Origin of the sequence: Paenibacillus sp. FSL R5-0749 (assembly GCF_038595085.1) — a bacterium.
GTDB lineage: Bacteria > Bacillota > Bacilli > Paenibacillales > Paenibacillaceae > Paenibacillus.
Map to the genome: position 1 here is coordinate 3,713,267 of NZ_CP152005.1, position 22,930 is coordinate 3,736,196.

Annotated in this window: 21 protein-coding genes; 12 read left to right on the top strand and 9 right to left on the bottom strand. The window is 40.9% G+C overall.

The genetic code is table 11. The features are described from left to right. Nucleotides 1-5: 5 nt before the first annotated feature. Nucleotides 6-575, bottom strand: coding sequence for a TetR/AcrR family transcriptional regulator (locus tag MKY85_RS16325; RefSeq protein ID WP_342570118.1), 570 nt, complete (start codon nt 573-575; stop codon nt 6-8). A gap of 156 nt (nt 576-731) precedes the next feature. On the opposite strand from MKY85_RS16325, the gene MKY85_RS16330 reads away from it, so the two are divergent. The 10 genes from MKY85_RS16330 to MKY85_RS16375 all read left to right on the top strand — a co-directional run bounded on the left by MKY85_RS16330 (nt 732) and on the right by MKY85_RS16375 (nt 10,992). Continuing rightward, complete coding sequence (locus MKY85_RS16330) at nt 732-2,246, top strand: FAD-dependent monooxygenase (RefSeq protein ID WP_342570120.1); 1,515 nt, start codon at nt 732-734, stop codon at nt 2,244-2,246. A gap of 176 nt (nt 2,247-2,422) precedes the next feature. Further along, nucleotides 2,423-2,848 carry a MarR family transcriptional regulator gene (locus MKY85_RS16335; RefSeq protein WP_339234067.1) on the top strand — a complete coding sequence of 142 codons (426 nt, stop codon included), beginning with the start codon at nt 2,423-2,425 and terminating at the stop codon, nt 2,846-2,848. 315 nt (nt 2,849-3,163) lie between these two features. After that, nucleotides 3,164-4,198 (top strand): NADPH dehydrogenase NamA, encoded by a 1,035-nt coding sequence (gene namA / locus MKY85_RS16340; protein ID WP_339234069.1) that lies wholly within the window; start codon nt 3,164-3,166, stop codon nt 4,196-4,198. Nucleotides 4,199-4,431: 233 nt separating this feature from the next. Continuing rightward, on the top strand, nt 4,432-4,794 hold the full coding sequence (locus MKY85_RS16345; protein ID WP_339234071.1) for a helix-turn-helix domain-containing protein: 363 nt from the start codon (nt 4,432-4,434) through the stop codon (nt 4,792-4,794). After that, nucleotides 4,775-5,479 carry a response regulator transcription factor gene (locus MKY85_RS16350; protein ID WP_339234074.1) on the top strand — a complete coding sequence of 235 codons (705 nt, stop codon included), beginning with the start codon at nt 4,775-4,777 and terminating at the stop codon, nt 5,477-5,479. The genes MKY85_RS16345 and MKY85_RS16350 overlap by 20 nt, the downstream gene beginning before the upstream one ends. Nucleotides 5,480-5,527: 48 nt before the next feature. Next, nucleotides 5,528-6,178, top strand: coding sequence for a cysteine hydrolase (locus MKY85_RS16355; RefSeq protein ID WP_339234077.1), 651 nt, complete (start codon nt 5,528-5,530; stop codon nt 6,176-6,178). A gap of 229 nt (nt 6,179-6,407) precedes the next feature. Beyond that, nucleotides 6,408-7,193, top strand: coding sequence for a hypothetical protein (locus MKY85_RS16360; protein WP_342570126.1), 786 nt, complete (start codon nt 6,408-6,410; stop codon nt 7,191-7,193). A gap of 268 nt (nt 7,194-7,461) precedes the next feature. Further along, nucleotides 7,462-8,850 carry a PTS transporter subunit EIIC gene (locus MKY85_RS16365; RefSeq protein ID WP_342570128.1) on the top strand — a complete coding sequence of 463 codons (1,389 nt, stop codon included), beginning with the start codon at nt 7,462-7,464 and terminating at the stop codon, nt 8,848-8,850. 60 nt (nt 8,851-8,910) lie between these two features. Continuing rightward, nucleotides 8,911-10,356, top strand: coding sequence for a glycoside hydrolase family 1 protein (locus MKY85_RS16370; RefSeq protein ID WP_342570130.1), 1,446 nt, complete (start codon nt 8,911-8,913; stop codon nt 10,354-10,356). Between the two features lie 132 nt (nt 10,357-10,488). Then, nucleotides 10,489-10,992: a PTS glucose transporter subunit IIA gene (locus tag MKY85_RS16375; protein ID WP_342570132.1), complete on the top strand. Its 504-nt coding sequence runs from the start codon at nt 10,489-10,491 to the stop codon at nt 10,990-10,992. 225 nt (nt 10,993-11,217) lie between these two features. Here the strand turns inward: MKY85_RS16375 and MKY85_RS16380 are convergent, their stop codons facing one another. From MKY85_RS16380 to MKY85_RS16395, 4 genes are all read right to left on the bottom strand, one after another. Beyond that, nucleotides 11,218-11,616, bottom strand: a complete 399-nt coding sequence (locus MKY85_RS16380; protein WP_342570134.1) for an RDD family protein — start codon at nt 11,614-11,616, stop codon at nt 11,218-11,220. Nucleotides 11,617-11,915: 299 nt separating this feature from the next. Then, nucleotides 11,916-12,380 (bottom strand): hypothetical protein, encoded by a 465-nt coding sequence (locus tag MKY85_RS16385; protein WP_342570135.1) that lies wholly within the window; start codon nt 12,378-12,380, stop codon nt 11,916-11,918. A gap of 158 nt (nt 12,381-12,538) precedes the next feature. Then, nucleotides 12,539-12,751, bottom strand: a complete 213-nt coding sequence (locus MKY85_RS16390; RefSeq protein ID WP_342570137.1) for a hypothetical protein — start codon at nt 12,749-12,751, stop codon at nt 12,539-12,541. A 53-nt stretch (nt 12,752-12,804) separates the two neighbouring features. Next, the gene (locus tag MKY85_RS16395) at nt 12,805-13,095 is read right to left on the bottom strand and encodes a hypothetical protein (protein ID WP_342570139.1); all 291 of its coding nucleotides are present in this window, start codon (nt 13,093-13,095) and stop codon (nt 12,805-12,807) included. 211 nt (nt 13,096-13,306) lie between these two features. Between MKY85_RS16395 and MKY85_RS16400 the strand changes: the two genes are divergently transcribed. Together MKY85_RS16400 and MKY85_RS16405 are read left to right on the top strand one after the other, a co-directional pair. After that, complete coding sequence (locus MKY85_RS16400) at nt 13,307-13,864, top strand: XRE family transcriptional regulator (protein WP_342570140.1); 558 nt, start codon at nt 13,307-13,309, stop codon at nt 13,862-13,864. Between the two features lie 53 nt (nt 13,865-13,917). Continuing rightward, nucleotides 13,918-14,391: a YbaK/EbsC family protein gene (locus MKY85_RS16405; RefSeq protein WP_342570142.1), complete on the top strand. Its 474-nt coding sequence runs from the start codon at nt 13,918-13,920 to the stop codon at nt 14,389-14,391. A 152-nt stretch (nt 14,392-14,543) separates the two neighbouring features. Here the strand turns inward: MKY85_RS16405 and MKY85_RS16410 are convergent, their stop codons facing one another. From MKY85_RS16410 to MKY85_RS16425, 4 genes are all read right to left on the bottom strand, one after another. Then, nucleotides 14,544-17,051, bottom strand: a complete 2,508-nt coding sequence (locus MKY85_RS16410; protein WP_342570144.1) for a WG repeat-containing protein — start codon at nt 17,049-17,051, stop codon at nt 14,544-14,546. A gap of 204 nt (nt 17,052-17,255) precedes the next feature. Beyond that, nucleotides 17,256-17,534, bottom strand: a complete 279-nt coding sequence (locus tag MKY85_RS16415) for a hypothetical protein (RefSeq protein WP_342570145.1) — start codon at nt 17,532-17,534, stop codon at nt 17,256-17,258. Then, on the bottom strand, nt 17,521-19,353 hold the full coding sequence (locus MKY85_RS16420; protein ID WP_342570147.1) for a hypothetical protein: 1,833 nt from the start codon (nt 19,351-19,353) through the stop codon (nt 17,521-17,523). Before MKY85_RS16420 ends, MKY85_RS16415 begins: the two co-directional genes overlap by 14 nt. 4 nt (nt 19,354-19,357) lie before the next feature. Then, a complete protein-coding gene (locus MKY85_RS16425; RefSeq protein ID WP_339234174.1) occupies nt 19,358-22,912 on the bottom strand; it encodes a DUF4132 domain-containing protein in 3,555 nt (1,184 codons plus the stop codon). Between the last annotated feature and the right edge of the window lie 18 nt (nt 22,913-22,930).

The following is a 22,930-nucleotide window of genomic DNA, read 5'->3' on the forward strand; positions in this document are numbered from 1 at the left end:
TTTTTCTATTCCAGCATGATCTTCTCATTAACTAACTGGTAGTAGTACTCATCCATCTGTTCTGCTGTAACATCTTCTTCAAGATGATATATCCACCATGTGACCAGTAAACTAATAACGCCAGAATGATATTCGGCTAAAAGTTCAATAGGTGCTGAAAGTCGTTTCCCCCTTCGTTTGAGTTCAAGAAAATCTCTTCTGGAAATATCACCGATATAGTTTTTAAAAAAATCAGTAAATTCCTTGTCATTTTTTTGATTTTGCACAATCGGCTCCAGCAAATTTTCCAACATGAATTTAGACAGGCTTTGCAGGGGCTGTTTTAGCCGATCCTCTGTGTTCATTTTCAGATAATCCTGAAGCACCCAGGTCAGGGTTGAGTGTAAGAGTGCAAATTTATCCTCAAAATGTTTGTAAAATGTGGTACGGTGAACCATCGCTCTGTCGCATATTTCATTAATCGTAATATTGCTAAATAGTTTTCCTTGCTCGGATAACAAATCTTTAAAGGAGATAGTTAACAATTTATGTGTTCTGAGAACCCTCAAATCTACCTTGGTTTTTGTCTTTTTCATCTACATCACTTCCATATTGTAGTTTAACTATATAGTGACTTTGTATTGAATCTTACCAGAAGAGAGATTTTAATTATATATTGGTAGTATAAGTAATATTTTTATCCTTCTACAACCGTAGAACAAAACTAAGTTTGAAGAAAGGATGAAGTTGAGATGTCTGAAGCGAAAAAAGCTCTGGTCATTGGGGCAGGGATTGCAGGATTGATTACGGCAAGAATGTTAGCTGACTATTATGACGAGGTATGTGTGATTGAAAGAGATGAATTCCCTTTGGATCCAGATAACAGGCAGGGTGTACCTCAATCATTTCATCCACACCGTGTACAACCACGTGGCGCACTCATTATGGAGCATTACTTCCCGGGATACAATGATGAATTAATCCAAATGGGAGCGATATCTTCACATGATGAGCAGTTTCTGATTGCTAACCGATACGGCACATTAGTCAACAAGGAGGACCCTTCTTCGTTTGAAATTGCATCGTGTAGCAGAGCTTTGCTGGAATGGGTGCTGCGCAAGCGAATCCAGAACATGCCTCAGATCAGCTTTTCAACAAGCAAGGAAGTGACTGGACTTATCGTATCTGAAGATCAGCGTACTGTCACAGGCGTTTATACCAAAGAAAGAAGCGGAGAAAAAAAAGAAGAGCAAATTTCAGCAAATATGGTTATTGATGCTTCTGGACGTTCTTCCAAGATAATCAGATGGCTTAATAAGATTGGATTAACAGTACCAGAGCCTGAAGTGCTTAAGGTATCTCTTGGTTACAGTACCCGGTATTACAAAATAAAAGGCTCCATTCCGAACGAATGGGTGATGTCTGACTCCGATCCTGAGCAAGGTATTCGTGCAGGTATATTTACGCGTATTGAGGATGATATTGTTGGACTCATTCTTTTTAATGCAGGAGGAAATGAATACCCGTCTACTCAGCCGGAGGAGTTTCAAGAACAAATCAAACATCTGTTCGCTGGAGATAAAATCGTCGAACTTATGGAGCAATTAGAACCCTTGCAAGGGCCTAGAGGATACCGTATTTCGGAGTCTGTTCGTCAGCGTTTTGAACTGATGGAGAATTGGCCCTCTGGCTTACTCGTCCTTGGTGATGCTCTGTGTGGTTTCGATCCTATTCACGGACAGGGCATAACTGTTGCGGCGATTGAAGCCGAGACGATAGGGAAATGTCTTGAAGAACAGCGCATACAACCTGAACCACAGTTTGAGCGTAAGGCGTTACAGCGTATGCAGCAGGCCATTGAGCCAGCCTGGTGGCTTAGTTCTGTGGCTGACATGCGTTGGAAAGGGGTGGAACATGGTGGACCTTTCGAAATGAAAGGAGTTACTTTTGGTCAGAAATATATTAATTTGTTTACCAAGCAGGCGATGAAAAAAGCTGAACAAGAAAAAGATAATCAACTTTTCTTTATGCAATTCCTGATGAACGCATTGATCCTTCCGCCAAGTGAATACTTTAAAAAGGAAGTTCTGGACATGATTCTGGACGATAATGGTTCAAAAGAGGAGATGGAATTAAGAGCAGAGCTTGGTGTACAGGATCCTGATTTGTTTCAGCAAAAATTAGATAAGATTCTTCCTACATTTGAACTGGAGTATAATGAGCAGATTAAAGAACTTTTAGACTCACTTCAACCTGCGATGAGCTAATCAATAACAGAAAAGTCTTGTATGTACGAGTAAATTATGCCCCTCCATCGTTTCAAGAAACCCAGGTCATTCCGAGACTCTGGGTTTTTTAGCCTGTGTACTCCAGCGGTCATTTGTCACACCTTTCTAGATGCCCTATAATGATGAACAAGAACAATAACAAATGAGGGAATTCCATGGATTTATATAATATTACCGGTTTTCTTATACACCGAACAGATATAAAGCTGACCAATTATTTTACAAAACAATTAAAACCTTACCAAGTCACACCTGAACAATGGAATATTATAAGCTATTTGAATACGGATAAAGGGATGAACCAAAAAGAATTGGCAGAGGCCATTGATCGTGACCAGACAACCGTCGTTAGAATGGTACATTCTCTTGAGCGTAAGGCTATGGTAAAACGAATGACGAACAAACAAGACAAACGTTCCCATGATTTATTTTTAACCCCTAAAGGAGAAGAAATCAAACAGAAATTGTCACTAATTGTATTAAATGCTCATCATTATGTAACGCGGGGAATCGAATCTCAAGAGTTGGAACAATTAAAAGTGCTACTGGAAAAGTTGTATTCAAACGTACAGAACGAATAATTCCTTTTAAAGGTCTCATATTCATTTTTCCATCGAATAGAAGCTTGTTACAATACAGTTGGCTACAGGAAATACTTTGTTTATAGGTGGAACTGCTTTGAAAAATAATCATGATGACTTGAATGTATGGGTATTTTAGCGTACTAATTCCAGCTTGAATGTAGGAACTCACTGTATTTTAGTGAGTTTTTTATGGTTTTGTAAATCAAAATCTTCTCCACACTCTTGATTATTTGACAGGCTTAATGGACATAGTGTTATAATATATATGCGTACACATGTAAAATCAAAAAATGCGTTAGGAGCGGGAAACGAATGACTGTAAAATTATTTACACCTTTCACCATTAAAGATACTACATTTAGAAACAGAATTGTTATGTCTCCCATGTGTATGAACTCCAGCTTGAACAAAGATGGAAAAGCTACCAATTGGCATGTGCTCCATTATGGCAGCCGAGCGGTTGGCCAAGTCGGATTAATTATGGTTGAAGCAACAGCAGTTTCTTCTGAAGGTAGAATTACGGATGAAGACCTCGGGATTTGGTCTGACGAGCAAATGGACGATTTAAAAAAAGTTGTTGATGCTGTTCATGAGAATGGATCGAAAATTGGAATTCAGATTGGTCATGCTGGCAGAAAGGCGGAGCTAGACGAAGAAATTGTTGCTCCATCAGCAATCACGTCAGAGGGTAAAAAAGTACCCAAAGAGATGACCCAAACTGATATTTCCGAAATGGTCTATAAATTTAAAGAAGCGGCCCGTAGAGTTAAAGAAATAGGATTCGATGTGATAGAGCTACATGCCGCTCATGGATATTTAATCAATCAATTTTTATCTCCAATTACGAACCAAAGAACGGATAAATACGGTGGAAATGAAGAGAATCGTTACCGTTTCCTTGAAGAAGTTATAGATGCTGTTAAAACAGAATGGCAGGGGCCTTTGTTCGCACGTATTTCAGCTACGGAATATGACAAACAGGGGAACTTGATCGAAACATACATTCGCTATTCATTGAAAATGAAAGAACAGGGCATAGATCTGATCGATTGCAGCTCCGGTGGAGTTGTCACCCTTCCCATTGATGTGTATCCAGGATACCAAGTTCAACTAGCTGAGACTATTCGCAAAGAATCCAACATTCCAACTGGAGCCGTTGGACTGATTACTACAGGTATTCAATCGGAAGAAATTCTCAAGAACGAAAGAGCTGATCTCGTATTTATCGGGCGCGAACTTCTTCGTGATCCATATTGGGCTCGAACAGCAGCAATTGAATTAAACACAATAATTGATTCTCCAGCACCTTATCAAAATTATGGAGCAAGCTGGTTTCCTAAGAAATAATTTTTTTCACCTTTAGAAACGTTTACCTCAATGTAGAGATTGAGAACAAAAAGCCACTTTATTGATATAGCGGCTTTTTGTTCTATGCGAAAAATCTTAATGTTGTATTTAGTAAAAGCTTCTCTTAACAAAAGTTCTTGCTAATCAGAACTCCATTAAAGATTGACATTGTATCAAATTTCAAACGAAATATATGCTATAGCATATATTAAAGGGACAAAAGGAGACTTTATATGGACATGATCAGCGAAAAACTCTGTTCAACCTATAACATTCTCACTAAACGGTGGAGTATTCATATACTTTACGTGCTCTTGAATAATCCTAAAAAATTCAAAGAGATTTACCAAGAGATCGGTGGAATTTCGGAAATGATGTTGGCCAGAAGGTTAGTTGATCTTCAAAAAGAACATTTAATTACAAAAAACCTGAACTCCAATAAAGTTTATCCTAAGTATGTCCTAACTGAAAAAGGGCGAGCGCTATCTTCATTCATACCTACTCTAATTCAATGGGGCTGTACTGACTTCCCCTTAACAGGAGATAGTTACTCAATAAATAAGGAGGAGAGAGGAGATGGAACGGCTTTCTCATAAAATTTTGATTGTTGACGATGAGCAGCGAATTCGAAATCTTCTGCGCCTTTACTTAGAACGAGAAGGGGTTGATGTAGAGGAAGCTAGTACAGGAGAAGACGGGCTAGACAAGGCACTCAGCGGTTACTACGACCTTCTTATCTTAGATGTCATGTTACCAGGTATGGATGGCCTCTTCTTAACATCAAAAATTCGTCAATACAAAACAACGCCTATACTTATGATAACGGCAAAAGCGAGTGAAAAAGATATCATTGAAGGGTTTGAAGCAGGAGCAGATGATTATGTAATCAAACCTTTTAGCCCCCGTGAAGTGGTACAACGAATAAAAAGGTTAATTCAAAGAAGTCAGGGGATGAACGAAGACAATATTAATTTTCAGAGAAGATTGAAACTGCGTAATTTTGTTATTGAAGAGAATCACTTATTGACTTCAAATGGAAGAGAAGTATATCTTACAACAAAGGAATATGAATTGTTATTTTATTTGGCAACCTCTCCAGATAAATTGTTTACAAGAGAAAACATTCTACAACATGTATGGGATTATGATTATAGTGTTGATTATCGAACTGTAGACACTCATATTATGCGAATCCGTGAAAAGCTGGATATGATCTCACCCAATTCATCCTCTATGATTAGAACTGTATGGGGATTAGGATATAAATTTGAGCTCAATTAATTATTTTTAATTCTTAGGATTTACTTTTAATTATGGAGGAGGATTTGTATGTCACAATATACTAGACCTGATTGGAGCCGTAGCGCTTTAATCACTATTGATTTGCAAAAAGATAACTCTCTTGCCGGATCAGTTGCAGAAGTTCAAGGTACCGCTGAACTTTTACCAACGATAGAATTGATAACGAATGCTTTCCGAGCTGCTAGTCGGCCTATTATTCATGTTATTCGACTTTATAAAACAGATGGATCAAATGTCGATCTTTGTCGCAGAGAAGTCGTAGAGAATGGTTTCCAATTTGTAGTGCCTGATACGGAAGGCTCCAATTTGGTTAACGCCGTAAGACCAGCAAACAGCCCCGATCTTGATGGAGATGAACTTCTTAGCGGGAAGTTCCAGCAATTAGGAGAACAGGATTGGGCCATGTATAAACCCAGATGGGGAGCATTTTACCAAACTCATTTAGAAAAATTTCTAATTGAAAAAAAGATTGATACATTAGTTTTTACGGGCTGCAACTTTCCCAATTGTCCACGAACCAGTATTTACGAAGCTAGCGAAAGGGATTTCAAGGTGGTCATGGCCGATGATGCTATATCTGGACTATATGAGAAAGGCGTAGCAGAGATGAACAATATTGGTGTTTCAGTCGTATCCTCCTCTGAAATTATACGGAATTTAGAACTTATCTCCGAGTAGATCAAAAATGAGCTCAGCTCCAACTATAGAATTCATAATTAGTCGCTATTATAGCGACTTTTTTTATATTATGGGTATGGTACAGGATTTTGATTCTAGAGTGCAACTTCTTCTCAAGAAAGAATTTTATGTTGCTTATTCCTTATGAGAATAATTATATTAACAAAGGGTACCATGAAAAAGTAAAGATATGCTGCTCCCACACAACGAAGAAAAGAGAGTGATTGATTTGGAATATATTAATCGTTGGGGATTATTGAATTCTTTGATTAGCATTATAAATGAAACTTCAGATAATGATACCAATGTGATGCTAGCTAAATATCTACTAGAAAATTACAATCGCTTACATGAACTTAATGTTTATGATATTGCGGATGAATGTTTTGTTAGTCGAGCAACGGTCAGGCGACTCGCACAAAACTTAGGATACGATAATTTCAAAGATTTAAAAAAACAATTCGACGATTTTTATAGTAATTATAGTTTTTATCGCTTTGGAATTCCTGCTACCAGCGAAGAACACTCCGTTGCCAAACAGTTATATGAGATGGCTTTGGAATGTGATCGTCACCTCACACCTGATTTTCTAGAGCGGGCGGTTACAAAAATTCATCAAAGCAAGCAGATCGTTTTCTTGACTTCAGACGTTTATAGTGACCAGTGCAGTGATTTTCAAAAGGCTATGATTTTATCCGGTAAAATTGTTAGAGTTATTTCAAATAAGTTTGAAGATAACGCTGTGCTTGAAAGTCTAAACCGGGATGATATGCTGGTTGTTCTATCGGTCGCTGGTTTTTTTGCGAGTGTATCATTTGATATGGTCAATTCCTTAGATACCAACAAGATACTAATCACAACCATTCATAAGGAATTGTATGAGAAACATTATGATGAGGTATGGTATCTAAGCAGTTCGGATCTTTCTCAAAGCCGAAGTGTGTATACAATCTATGCTCTTAAATATTATCTCGAAAGCATTTATGCGACATATATCAAAAAGTACGGCAAATAAAGTGTATCCGCTGGACTGCCGAGTCTCCTCCAATTTGATTTCCTAAAGAAACCAACGTTCTAACGTTAGGTTTCTTTTTAATTCAATTTTTGTAAATCAGAGTCGGAGGTGTCGTAAGCGCTTTCGGAAAGATTGAAAATCTGGGGTGCAGATTTTGTCCCCAACTTTATAAATCAAATAAATATAATGAAATTACAGTATACTTCATCTTCAAATGAGCACATCGAACATGAGGATGTACTAAAAAAGGTGTAGGGTGGGTGGGAGTATGGTTTCAAATAAAACGCTTGTACAGGATATTCTTGATGCTGCCGGGGGGACATCTAATATTCGAAGCATAACACACTGTGCGACAAGACTACGTCTGACAGTCAATGATCCAGCAAAAACAAAAGATGAACAATCAATCAAAAAAATCAACGGTGTTCTTGGCATGGTCATGCGAAATGATGAATATCAGATCATTATTGGCCCAGGAGTTGAAGCTGTGTATCTAGACTTTTTGAAGTTGGGAGAGTTCAAAAAGTCTGAAGTTGATGAAGATTCGCAGAGTGCACCGGAAAAGACAAAAAAGGGTCTTCGATCCCTCTTATTGAAAGCGATTGATTTCATCTCTGGTTCGTTTGTACCTGTGTTACCCATTATAGTGGCCGGTGGTTTAATCAGTGCCATTCTTGTTGTATGTACTACCTTTTTTGGAATGAGCACCGAATCAGGGACATATGTCGTACTCAATGCGATTTACAAAGCAGCATTTACTTTTTTACCTATATACGTGGGGTATAATACGGCTAAAAAATTGAATGTTACACCTATGTTGGGGGCGCTTTTAGGCGGTGTGTTTGTTACCGGCAGTATTAGTGGAGTTAAAGGACTTGATTTCTTAGGAATCCCTATTACAGCAGTAGACTATGGAAGTTCAGTTCTGCCAGTTGTGTTCGGTGTGCTCTTTATATCTGCAATATATCATCCGCTCGAAAAACGGATTCCTAAGTCGATCAAATTCTTTGTAGTACCAACCATTACGATGATTATTACCGTTCCAGTCGCTTTAATTGCAATTGGTCCATTGGCAACTTGGCTTGGTAGCTACATTGCAATCGGTCTGGCTTGGCTTCATACGAACCTTGGTTGGTTCTCTGTTGGGGTTATGGGTGCCCTTGCACCAATATTGATCTTTAGCGGCACGGGTACTGCGTTATATCCTGCGATCTTTCTTTCATTCACAGAGAATGGATATGAAGGTTTTGTAATGACGGGCCTGTTGGCAGGGAATCTTGCGGTTGCAGGGGCTGCCATTGCAACAAGCATGCTGTTAAAGAACAAGGAATCCAAATCTGTGGCCATGTCTACAGGCATCACTGCTTCTTTCGGTATTACAGAGCCCGCGATTTTCGGAGTATTAACTAAATTTAAACGTCCATTTATAGGGGCGATCATTGGTGGAGCTATTGCTGGATTGTTTGCAGGATTAATGCGGGTCGTAGAGTATAGCTTTTCATCACCCGGTATTGCTAGTGTTATCGCCTTTATTAATCCCGATGGAACGCTTTTTAATTTCTTCATGGCCATTATAACGATCGTAATTGCATTTGTTTGTGGCTTTGTTGCTACTCGTATACTGGGTGTGGAAGAAGACACGTTAATTGAAAATTAGTTTGTTTTAGGAAACTGCATATGTAAATGCTAAAATTCAATATTGAAAGGAACGAATACAATGACTACTATTTTTCCAAAAGGATTCTTGTTTGGAGGAGCAACAGCAGCAAATCAGCTTGAAGGAGCTTTTGATCAAGGAAATAAAGGTCTCTCCAGCTCGGATATGGTTCGTTACATTCCACTGGATAAGGCTAATAAAGAGACCTCTTTTACCTTTGATGTAAACCAAGAACAAATTGACGAAATACTCAATGATCCTGACAAATTTAACCTTCCTAAACGTAGAGGTGTCGATTTCTACCATCACTACAAAGAGGACATTGCTCTTTTTGCCGAGATGGGCTTCAATGTATTCCGTATGTCGATTTCTTGGCCTCGGATCTTCCCAACAGGTGAAGAGACCGAACCAAATGAAGAGGGCTTGCAATTCTATGATGATGTGTTCGATGAGTTGGCTAAATATAATATCACTCCGTTAGTCACGATCTCGCACTATGATTATCCGCTGCATCTCGTTCAGAAATACAATGGATTTGAAAGTCGGGAAATGATTGATCTATTTGTGAAGTATGCAAAAACGTTATTTTCTCGTTATCACAATAAAGTGAAATACTGGCTCACATTTAATGAAATTAACATGGTGATGGACAGTCCTTATACTTGCAGTGGAGCTATCCCTGAAAACTCAAAACGAAATGAAATGGATTTGAGGTTCCAGTGTACGCACAATCAATTCGTTGCATCTGCCTTGGCTGTTCAGGCAGCACACGAAATTGATCCAAGCCTCAAGGTTGGCTGCATGGTTTGCCGCTTGGAATACTACCCAGAAACATGTGAACCAGCTAACCAATGGCGCGCTTTGCAAGAAGGGCAGTTGAACAATTTCTTTGGTGATGTGCATGTATTTGGTGAATATCCATTTTACATGGAGCGTTATTTTAAAGAAAATAATGTTCATATTGAGATGCAGCCTGGTGATCTTGAGATTCTGAAAAATGGACGTGTGGATTTTGTATCTTTTAGCTACTACATGTCTTATATCGCTCGTGCCAACTCAGGTGATCTGGGTCATTTGAACAGTAAAATTAAGAATCCTTATCTGAGCTCAACCAAGAGCGGCTGGCAAATCGATCCGCTGGGATTCAGAATTGCTTTAAATAATTTGTACGATCGATACGAACTTCCGTTAATCATTGCAGAGAACGGCTTCTCAGATGTAGAGATCCTTGATGACAACAACGAGATTCAAGATGAAGGAAGAATTCAGTTTTTGAAGGAACACTTGGAACAATTACAAGAAGCTATCCTCGATGGGGTAGACGTATTCGGTTATTGCTGGTGGGGACCAATCGACATTATTTCTTCAAGCTCATCTGAGATGACTAAACGATATGGATTTATTTATGTGGATCAAGATAATGAAGGAAACGGCAGTTTGAAACGGTATAGAAAGAAAAGCTTCTATTGGTATAAACAATTTATCGCTGAACACTCCAGTAAATAGAGCTTCCAGAATTACCTGCTACTCCATTTTAAAAATGAACTAGATGTACCGTCTTGGAGTCATTTTAAAAGATACACTGATCACGGTAATCGTCTTTCCAAGATCAGACTAAAAAAAAAGGAAATGATTGTTATGTTTAAAAACTTGTTTGGAAAAAAAGAAGAAGTGCCCACAACGATTGAATTAAAGGCATATGCAACAGGGCAATTGGTGGGTATTGAAGAAGTGCCAGATCCGGTTTTTTCAGAAAAGATGATGGGAGAAGGCGTCGCCATTATTCCTTCAGAAGGGAAAATATACGCACCCATTGAGGGTGAAGTGGTTAGTGTATTCCCGAGAAAACATGCAGTTGTCATAAGAGCGCACAATGGCGCAGAAATTCTAATTCATATTGGCCTTGAAACGGTATCCATGAAGGGTGAAGGATTTACCACACATGTTACCGAGGGAAAAAAAGTCAAAGCAGGGGATTTGCTTGTAACCGTTGATTTAAATTTGGTGAAAGAGAAAGCAAAAGATATTATTACACCGCTTGTTATCACCAACGCTGATATAATCGAACGTGTAGAAAAGCCAATTTCTACTGGAAAAGTGAGTGCTAACGAGCAAATTATTTTAACGGTAACTGCAAAGTAGTATGACGTCCTGAAAACATATCTATATGAGGAACTGCTAGTGATAGCAGTTTCTTTATTAGCCGTTTTGGATGCCAATAACGTCCTTTAACGGAGAACGCTCAAATTGAAACATATGTACAAAATACGAGTTTTGTGAAACAGTACTAATGATTTAAAAGCTGCACAGTTGATTTCGCTGTACAGCCATTTCTTCAATTCTTTATAGTTCTCCAATTTTAATCGTTTAATCCCAGACTACTTCTGTTCCTGCAATAAAATCATGAATCGCACGTCGATCCTCACGTAAACCAACCATAAAAGCACTCACAATAACTCCGATACCCAAAGTTATTACATACACAAGTCCAGCCACAACAACTCGCATCAGCATCGTACCAATTTTTGGCGGTTCATGTGTATCGTATTTACGGATTCGAATTCCACATATACGTTTTCCAATGGTTCGGCCATACCAGTAAACTGGTAATAAAATTGAATATATCGCACTAAGTAATTTGGCAATCGGTTCATCCGTATCAAAATTACCCGTAAGCACACCTGCAATAATAACTAACGGAATTGAAATAATAAGACTATCCAATACATTTGCTCCTAATCTAATCCAAAAACCTGCTTTATACAAAATGTTTTCCTCCAAACTACAATTTTAAACTAAATTTCTAAATTACTTCCTGAACTCCCTTCATTAAAATATCTAACTTTATGTACACAACTCAAATAGTATAACAGAAAATTTTACCTATTTACGATATAACTACTATTCATTTTAATTGCAACCTTTGTGAATTTTATAACAAACTTCGAATTTACTTAACTGCTGTTCACACTGCTTACTCTTATCTTTTCTAATATTTAGCTTCTGAGTCTCCAATAAATACACCATAATAATTATGTAAACCAAGAAAATCTACTCAACATTTGTTAAGTAGCCTTCTGTTCGTTCTGCGTCTGCCCTCTTCGCCAAATCTTATACTCCACAATGGCATAGACTAAACCGGCGATGGCAAATATCCATATCGATGTCATTCGGTTCAGATGGTATCCATTCACGAAATATGGATTGTACATGAGATCAAAAACCCATAGCCCGCCCCATCCAAACCCAATCATATAGATGATAGTTCTCATCATAGGAAAGCATACATATTTCCGCAGCAGCCATGAGATCGGGATAAGAATAACAACATGAAAAACGACTAAATAGTGACCAAATCCCAGGATAAGCGACAAAATATATATCAAGCCCCCTAGATTACGTAAGCCGTAATACTCTGTCGTTGTAATATGGTACCCTTCAATCCTCTCAAGAACGATAAGTGCTGTAAAGAAGATCCCGATAAATATCAGTCCTAATACCATGTAACGTTGAACCGCGTTCACCAACATCAGATCACCCCAATGTCTAAACGCAGCCAGGATCGTTCAAGTTACATGATTTCGAACAAATTACACAATTACACATAGGCGTTATTAGGTTATGTTAATGTTAAAGTTAATCCATCGTAAATTGCTCTCATCCAACGACTACTTCTGACCTTCCAGAATCATCGTATCCAGGCGGTCCATAAGCTCATTTTATAGATCTTTTCATTCTTCACTGCATTCATGATATTCCACACCTTGCTGTCTGCCATCTTATTCTCGCTATTCTCCATCAATAGCAGACGATCCGGATTAACGGTAGCCAGAGCCTCCAGTGCGATCTGTTTACCGCCCCAGTCCTCTGTGCGCTTCAGGCCCCATTCACCGTATAACATCTCAGCTGCCCCTTTATATCAGTAGACGACCAGGTTGTTTGGATTTGTCTCAATTACGGCAAAGGATTCACCATGTACAGCCGCCTCCAGCTTTTGTTTCCACTCTGCAGATTTCGCATCATACTTGGCCAGATATTCATCCTTCTTGCTTTCTTCTCAATTGTAGGTCCCATGATGCCTTCCAACCCAATGGAAGCTGACTTCAATTCATCAAAAGAACGACGCATCCGTTCAAAACGTTTGCCCCCCCATATTGTGGGTGTCTTGATCTCACGAATACCGCTCAGATATTCATGCAGGCGACTGGCGGCTTCATTTTTGATTCTATTTACAATTCTCGCCAACCAAAAGAAGTGTCGTCGGAGAAAATTCCCGTTTTTTATTATATAGACAAATGTGACTTTTTTGATCTTTAACTCCCGTAATATTTTCCATTTATTATGGATAAATATGAGAAGTAGTTACTTATATCATTAAACTGTCGCCTATTGAATCCAACCGCTTGTATGTTATGATATATTTTAAAATGTTATAACATACAAAAGGAGTGATGCAATGCAATCGCCAGTATTAACTATTGGAGAACGGTTAAAAGAAATACGAGCAACTAGAAATCTTACACTTGAAGATGTTTCTAAACTGACTGATGTAAGTAAGCCTATGCTTGGACAAATTGAAAGAGGACAGTCTTCACCAACGATTACAACTCTTTGGAAAATCGCAGTCGGCTTAAAAGTCCCTTTATCTTTATTATTGGAAGAGCTAGAAGATGAGTGCAGTGTGGTTGATACACGGTCCAAAGACGCTATCATTGAAAATGACGGAAAAATGAGAGCATTTCCTGTTTTTCCTTTTGACCCTACCCGTAACGTTGAAATATTTTATATCGAATTTGATCCTGGATGTCACCATCCATCTGAAAGACACCTTGATGGTGTGGAAGAATATATTTTTGTGGTACAAGGTATGTTAGAAATGGTAGTCAACACAAAAAAAATTGTTTTAAAAGAAAATCAAGCACTCCGCTTCCGTGCTAATGTTTTTCATTCCTATAATAATCTCTATCAGGAAACATGTATCATTTACAACATGATTTTTTACCCAAGAACATAGGCAAGTTTCATCTGTGATCATCTAGAAAATATTTAAAATGAGGTGTGGTGATTATGACAATTGAAAAAGTAAAAGATTTTTTTAAACAATATGGTATGAATTCTCAAATTATCGAATTTGAAGTATCTAGTGCAACCGTGGATTTGGCTGCATCTGCATTAGGTTGTGAGCCAGAGAGAATCGCAAAAACACTTTCTTTTATGGTGAATGGACAAGCTGTTTTAGTAGTTGCTGCCGGGGATGCAAAAGTGGATAACAAAAAATTCAAAGAGTATTTCAAAACAAAAGCAAAAATGCTTTCTCCTGATGAAACCATGGATATGGTTGGTCATGCCATTGGAGGTGTTTGTCCATTTGCTATCAAAAATGATGTTTCTGTTTATCTAGACATATCTCTAAAACGTTTTGAGACAATCTATCCAGCTTGCGGGAGTAGCAATAGTGCTATTGAACTTACCATAAAACAATTAGAAAAATACTCTAGTTATTCAGAGTGGATTGATGTGTGTAAAGGATGGATTGTTTGATTTATAGTAGCTCTATATGGGGTAGCGCCAACATTTGACTGTTTTATACGCTAAGTATCAGCGGACATTTGCTTAAAGCAGAAAAAATTCGCTGTCTTTCGCCTTAACGTCCTTAGTGTATATTTTCGTTAAAATGTTGGCTGTACCCTCAATCAACTATGAAAAGCTTTCCAGAACGAACCTTCTGTATTAATGATATCCTTGATCTGCACAAACGGAATCGTAAACGTTGGAAACCCTGCTGCATAAGGTGCGATATCATATGGATTGAAGTAGAGATGCAACGCATATGCAGTGACAAAAAACGGCTGATCCGCACTAATGCCCGTATAAGTGTCCGGAAACACATACGAGTATTGAGGATCATTTTTGATCTGATCCCCCACAATCTGGCTTAACACTTTGACATAGTCACTATTCGGTTTAAATAAATCCTTCAGCTCATACAACTGACCGTTCGTCAGATTAATAATCGCATAGATCATCGTAGGCATACCATGCGCTGCACCAGCCGGGTAGTTATAACCTGTGAGTTGCAATTGCAATAATTGCTGCTGATAGAACGTGATATCAAAATCCCCTGTATACGTGTAATCTAGCTGCTGATCGGCAGGAATCGGTTTAACCTGAGAGAGCTCCTTCAACTTGGCATTCAGCGCAAGTTGCTCCGCTTGGTTCGTGAATCCTTCCACTTGCGGATAATATACGAGATAGTCCCTGTTCGGTTTGTACTTCTCTTCGCGTACACGGTACGGCGGATGAAGTGGAACGATTGTATTTTGCCGCCAAATGATCTGTCCTGCCCGGTTCACATATGATAAGCGCTGATCTACATAGGCTTTAATCAGATCTGGTGCCACGACCTCCAGCGTACCCGAACCTTCTACATGGGGATATCCAGCAGCAGGTCTTCCACTCAGATCCAGCAGATAGGTCTGTCTTCCGTCGGATGCAGAAGCCAGACCGTTTGTATAATTGCCTACATCGCGATATATGAAATCCGTAAGCCTTCTACCATTAATCTCTGCAATCGCGTATACAGAACCAATATAAGGCTGCTCAGGATTAATGGCTTGCCCTAACGCATAACGTTGCTCTCCTAATTCGCGAATATCATTATACGCGGGTTGAATAATAAATGATCCTTGCGTATTAATGACACCATAGTTCGATTTGTAGTCCTCCGCTGTATTAACAATCGCTTGCCCGAAACTAAAAGGAAATGCCGATGAAAACTTGGGCTGAATGCGAATATTCCCCCGTTCGTCGATATACCCATATTTGCCAGAAGCCTCTTTTTGAAAAGCAAGCAGTCCATCCCCCAGTGGTCCCACATAGGCATAGGGATAAGTCGCGAGTCGTTGTCCATTGCGATTAATAAGCGCATATTCATTATCTTTGATCTGCACAACCGCTTTGCCATCTTGAAAATCATTCCCTGATGTGAACTGTGCCGGTATCACCTCATTGCCCGAAGCATCCAGATAACCATACAGACTCACCGTTCCATCTGTCTGACCAGGATTGGAATCGTAAAACAACGCTCGGCCGTCCTTCATATTCGAGATATACGGGTATGCCCGTTTGGTCAGGACTGTACCTTGTTCATTAATCATCTTAAATCCTTGAGAATCAATGGTTATCGCCCGTTCTTCAGAAAAGGAATTGATGGAATCGTATACAGGTTGAACGACATACTTCCCTTGAAGATCAATTACGCCGGCATGACCATCCTTCACAACGACAGCCAATCCATTGGGCTGGAACGCTTGCGCGTCATCCAGAACTGGCTCAAGCCGAATGTGACCTTGGGCATCCATATACCCCCAACGCGTCCCATTCGTGGTTCGAACGGAGATGGGGTATAACCATGTTGTTACCCGAGCATGGCTTATGGGGACCATCGCCTGCTTAATTTTCTTTTCCAGTTCCTGTAGTACTTCCCTGGAAGGATACGCTTCCGGGAAACTGAGTGCCTTCTGAACGGAAACGAGTGCTGCCGGATACTGACCTGCATGGTACTGAGCATCCGCAAGGTAATACCAGTAGAAGATATAATCAGGATATTGCTGGGTTAGTTGCTCGTAATATTGCACCACTTTGGGATAATAGGTTGCATATACGTCCGGTGCAGGAACCCATTTCCCGTTCTGCCATCGGATGATCTCTACACGATAGGCTTCACCTGTGTCATGAATCCAGAGTGCAATCTCCACCTTACCATCTCGACCATGCGGACCAGGCATATCTATAATCTCTGCATAGCTATAATATAGATCGTCAGGCGCCAGATCTTTGAGCCCTGATTCAGTCCACTCATATACAGCAAACTTAGACCAAATAGATCCAATCCGCCAACCAATGATGAGATTGTTCCTTGCCGTTGAAGTTACAGGGGCAGCAGTCATTAAAGTCACCCCATAACCCAATCCCTTAATTAGTGCCATCTTGATCCAATGCCCTTGAACAAATTTCAGAATGAGCAAATACAGCTCACCATTCAACTGATAGACTGCAGCAATCTCCGGCATACCGTCACCGGTAAGATCTGCCGCATAGATTGCTTGATGTTGAACAGGTTTATCAATAGTGACGACCGTTGCACCAGCCGGAATATGTTGATTCACAATCTGCGTTAACAGCGGTTCGCTCATGGACATCTCAGTTTCCTCCCTTATGACCGCATTCGCCTAATGGTATGCGTCATAAATCGGGATATGACATGTAATTCATTTAATCTTACTCCACGATAAAAAAGATTTGCAGTGACCTTGTGGCCTTCTGCAAATCTTCTTATTTCTATGCTATATCTTATTTTCTACATCATATCGCTTCAGATGTCTTCGCTTGCATTACAACCAATATTAAGCCTCTTCTTGCATACTAAGCTGTACATATTGGGTGAGACGACAATACTGAAATAACAGCAACTCTTCATTACCTTGCCCAAGAGCTACACTACGCCCTTCCTTGATCGTGTGATTTAACAACTCGTGAAGGAAACTCATCTGCAAACGCATGGATTCCGCTGCGAGCTGCTCAAGTACTTCAATATCTCGGATTGCAAACTGGGATACCCCACGCAGGAGCAACTCTTCAGACCAGCTGCTGATTCTATGCATGAACTGATTATATTCTTCCAAGTCTCCCCATCCTTCCATTCCCGATATCCAGTTTAAGACTAAGCACCGTTTGACCCTTCAGGAAACTGATTGGGCTAATCCGTCTTGATTCCACACGCACGAACGCATAGAAGTGTTCAAGGGATTGGGAACCATATCCTGATTCCAGTCTTTGGATCATTGTCTGCCAATCTGTTGAATACGGGAGAGTGAGTGTCAGTAGTTCTCCATCGGCACTCTCAACCTTTAGGACAAGATCTTGCGTTTGTTTGACAAAGCTATGGTCCACAATTCGAGCAACTTTGATCACAGCCAGTCGTTCTCTAGGCGCAGTGAATAAGTCAAATGTTCGCGATTCCTCTTGAAGTACAGACGATGCATCCTGCATGATTTTGCCCATATTCAGCGTTTCCACGCCCGAACGTGGCAAAATGGCAAGCTTGGCACCTTCTCCGGAGGAAATCCGACGTTCTTCATTCACTTTCACGGATTGGAATTGAACTTCTTCACCCACGAACTGACGAAAGGTCACATGAGGCAGCCATGGTGTAAATGCACCATAATGCTCTGTATATGAGAACTGCTGATCATCATAATACACAGCACGTACATCGCTATAGGTGTAGATTTCCCCATCATCGAAACAATAGAAGTAATAGGTGATACCACGGAAACCGGATCGTGTCTCCCATGCATCGGCTCCCAGTCCATACAGGTGAAGTGAAGGAACCGTAAAGTATTTACTTCGAAAACTGCCAATGAGCTGACTCTGTTGAATGGTTGACACCTGTTTCTCTTCAAGAACCTGGAGTGCAAGATACAGCTTGCTTACTCGATCCAGCATGGATTGCATGGAGAAACGGATATGTCTGTTGAAAAACAACTGTAGTTCGCCTTGAATCCCTCGCAGACTGCGTTCGATGTCAGGCAGGTTACCACTATGGGCAGCAATGGCCAGTGTCTCCAATTGTGCCATATAGGACTGCGGAAGACGGGCCAGTCCCGTCTTCAACAATCCTGCCAGCATCATGCGACATTCCTGCACGGTCTGCAAAGAAAACTTGGCTTCGTACACTCGTCCACTTAATGCATCCGTATCATCCAGCCCTTTTAGTGCACGATACCGTAACAATGCTTCAAGCTTGGCCAGCTTTCCGGCTGTCTGCGGCACCTTGCAAAGAGCTTTCGCAAGACTGGCTTCCTCAGTAAAAGACACCTCAATGTTCTGGCTTGTCAGCTGTACCGTAAGAAGTGAATCTTCAATGATCTTCACCTCTTCAGGGTACCTTAAGCGGAATACAACTTCCTCTATCATGGAAGCACTATATGGTTTAATTAACACGCTAAGATCAGACTCCGTCATCCAGCGGAAACGAGACTCGATCTCACGAGATGCTCCATGCGAAACTACGTCTGAATCATCCCTATTTGATCCTACGTTTGACACAAAGTCTGTTACTGTTAAACCTTTTAATACGTACAAGGAATTCTTTTCCGATATTCCTGAGTCCTTATCTGGCATTTGCTTCTCGTCAACACTGATCGAATCCTGTAACGAATGTTTCCGTTGATCATATAGAATTGCAATCAGCACATGCTTGCAGATATGCTCTGACGGACAGGAACAATTCCAATGATCCAGCGTATCCTCAAGCGTACATTGTGTCCCATCACTTAACTCGCAGCTCACGGATGATTCATTCCATGTGTATCTTACAGTTACACCATTGTCCAACTCTTTCAAAGACCTTTTGTACAATCCCTTGTTGGCGTAACGGATCAGATAATCCTCTGTACACAGCTTCGAAAAAATCCGGAATTTCTCCTTGAACGCACTCACGTTATCAACGCCCCGTTGCTCTCAAAATATCGTAGATCGTTTCACTGAATACGCGACCTGAAACGTTGCCCAAAGCAATGGGTTTGTTGTCACCGTAGTAATAATATTGCTTGTTATTCGGTTTGAAGAAATGCAGGGATTCCAGGGTAATGTCATCCAATCCTTCGTAATACGTAATACTCGTACCACTGAATTGCAATTCCGCAACAAGATCTCCGTACTCTTTATAAAATTCATGATACCAGCCGCCGTCCTGTGCAGGCCCCTTGATCCAGCCGTATTTCTCCAGTGCTTTGGGGAAAGACGTTGGTGAGAAATCAGACTCAGGTAGACGATCGTATTCATTCTTGGTCTTGTCCTCATCTTCAGGCTGATGAATTTCACGATTCAGTTGTTCAAACGGCTGCTTGATCTCGTAATCCTCCAACTGCGTTATCCAACCTTCAAGCGTCGCCTGATCCAGTTCCAATGGGTGTATAAGTCCCACTTGTGCACCTGAAGGCAGATCAACCTCATCTTCATCCACGGAATTAAAGGTGCCGTCCTCCATATAACGGAACGTGCTGATCAGAACGCCATCCTCATACGTTCCCCAGATCAGACCAACAGCAAATTTTTGCATGATGACATTATCAACAAACAGAGATTTCCACTCATCGGCAGACCACAGACGTTGCTTGGACAATGATTCTTCCAGACGCTGCGCCTGAATGTTAACCATGGATTTGAGATCTTTTTTCAGCTGCGTAAAACGTGCCTTGGACTGTGCTGCGAGTTCAGCATCGTCTTTCTGTGCAGGAGCAGGCAGACTCTTCACGGATTTGCCCGTTTCTTCATTGAGTACAACCACTTGCAAGTCTCCATTCACCTTAACCAGGAAGGAGCGCTCCCCGTAACTCAGCTGCATGGTCCCTTTTTCATCAAAACCAAGTGTAGTGACCAACCGATCTTCCAATTGTTCCGAGGTAAGTCCCATATTATCAGCTGCAAGCTGCAATGCTTCTTCAGCTGCACCTTTCACTTGGCGGTTCTTCACACCACGTTTGATCTTGTCAATCGCCATAAGAGCGGATGGATCTTTCAGATAAGCGAGCACTTTTACAGCATCCGCTGCAATCGCACCACGACTGTTTTCGGTCCATTCCTTAATTTGCGGAGCCAGAATATTTACAATCTGAATATCACCAAAGAGTGCTGAAACATACATCACCCACTTCTCTTTCGCGGGAGCACCTTCCTGAATCCAGACCTGAAGCAATTCACTTGCAAAACGAGCGAGCGATGCCTCACTTACGTAGTCCCGTAATTCATTTAACCTTTCATTGGGACCAGATGTATGATCCAAGGATTGCACCAGCACATAAAGCTTAATTCGGTCATCTACCTTTTCATTATCCTCTGTCCGTATCAGGGAAGGGAGATCTTTCAGGGACAACCAGCTTAGTCTGGACAGCTTTTTGCTATCTGCCTGATCAGCAAGCGCAGCATGGGCATACTCCGGGCTCAGATCCGCGGTATCGAGCAGAATTTGAATCAGGTTCTTCCAATCGGCTGCCTTCTCCTTCTTCAAAAGCTCACCGTACAGCTCTTTGCTGTTTTCCAAACTGCGGATTGCGGTCAGAGCCATCTCTTTGATTCCCACTTTTTTCTCCGAAAGGTATACGAGTGTATACAAGTCCTGATCAGGTATCCGATTGAATTCGGCTAACGCCACACCGTTGGCCTTCTTGGACGAATCCTGCAGTCCGGCACGAATCGCTTCGGACAGTTGTTTCTTCGAGAGCTCATCACGCTGTTCAAAAGTAATCTCCAGAATTAAAATGCGCGTATCCGTTGGCAGTTTCTTGTACTGTGTCAGTGCATAGTCCAGATTCTGCTGAATGATTCGGCGGTATTCGTCATGTGGCATGGCTTTGTATCTGTAGTCGGTCATGCCATTGAGAGAGATCAGGCTGGTCAGCAATTTTTCACGTTGCACCTCAGGATCTTGTCCATAACGTTGAAGCAGTTTCTCTCCACTAAACGCGTATGAATTATACATGTCTGAGACAATATCCAGCGTCCAATCGGGATGAGTGGTCAGGATTGCGAATCTGCGCATTGCTTCCGACTCCAAGGGCAGAAAACTAATACTGATGAGAATATGAACACGCTTCTTGTCCCGATTCAGTTGATTAAACAACGCACGACTATTCGAGTCTTGCCAATATTCCTCAAGGGTGTTTTCCCCACTTAAGTATCTTGCAATCGCAATTCCCTGGCGCCCCCCATCCAATGGATGCCGCAAAGCGCTGAATACTGCTTGCTCCAATGACTCCTCTGCATTGGGCAGCTCCAATCCCTGATCCTCCATGAATTTTTGAATGCAAAGTTTGAGGAATGGCGTTTTGATCAACTCGTAAGCTCGAATTGCTTGTTCAGGATGATTCGTGACCGCGGATCGTAGCATGTTCCAGGATATGGTATACATATTAAGCTCGTCTCTCAGCATTTCAACCAACTGATAAGGCTCATCCAGAGGCACAAGTCCAGCAAGCAGATCATTGGGACTCTTTGCTCTCGGGTCCATACTCAGCAAGTAACTTCGAACTTCAAGTGGATAAATCTCATGTAACTGATGCAGGGTGTGAAGCAAAACATTCCCAATCTCACTCTTTGCATCAAGAAACCGTTGTTTGCCTCCACTAATATTAATCAGGTACAGCAAGGCACTGCTCACCAGTACCATCGTTTGATGGAATACAGCGTGTGAACATTGCTCTTTAGGAGAGAAAGACGTATTGGGATACAGCTCAGCTATGAGCTGACTACGCTTTTGCTTGAGGAATTCATCTTTTAATTCTTGGGAAGAGCCGTTATGCTTCCCTTGAATGTTACTGACCACTATAGGTTCGATCAACGTATGTAGCTCATTCCGCAACTGATCAGGATCATTCGCCATCACATGTTGAAACAACGCTGGCAACGATTGCGCAGCAGATTCAACCTCTGCATGAGAAGAGGTATCACTTAGCTTCGAATATAGTTGCAGGAGCATTAATGCATTAATGACATCCCGATAATTCCCCTGACTGTCCGCTTTTTTGGAATCAAAAAGCCACTGGGCACGTTTTAATTTGCTCTTCAATTCAGCCAGAATTTCGTTTTCGCCCGCAAACTGTTGGATCTTCTCCAACCTGGCCAACAACCCGCCCATGCGATCAGAACTTTTGCTCTTCCCGCTTAAGCCGTAGGCTTCAGAATCATTTCCCATACAGATGGTAAAGGCATCCGTTCTCCATGTATTTCTTTTGGAATAAGTCGATTCCAGATATATCACAATAGCCCCGGCACGGTAAAAGATGTCTCCGTCCTCTTTTTTGGCGAGCTTCATGAGCAGATCAATCGTCTGATACACATAATGACTCGAATTTCCCAACATATCCGGGAACTTGTCTGTCGTTCCCAAGACATAATCAATAATCTCGGAGCTTCGATCTGTTTTTAATGAATACTCGTTTGAACACGTTACTGCGAATTTCTCCACCAAAGTTTCTACTGCACGATCTGTGGTAAGCATTACACATTCCTCCTTGAA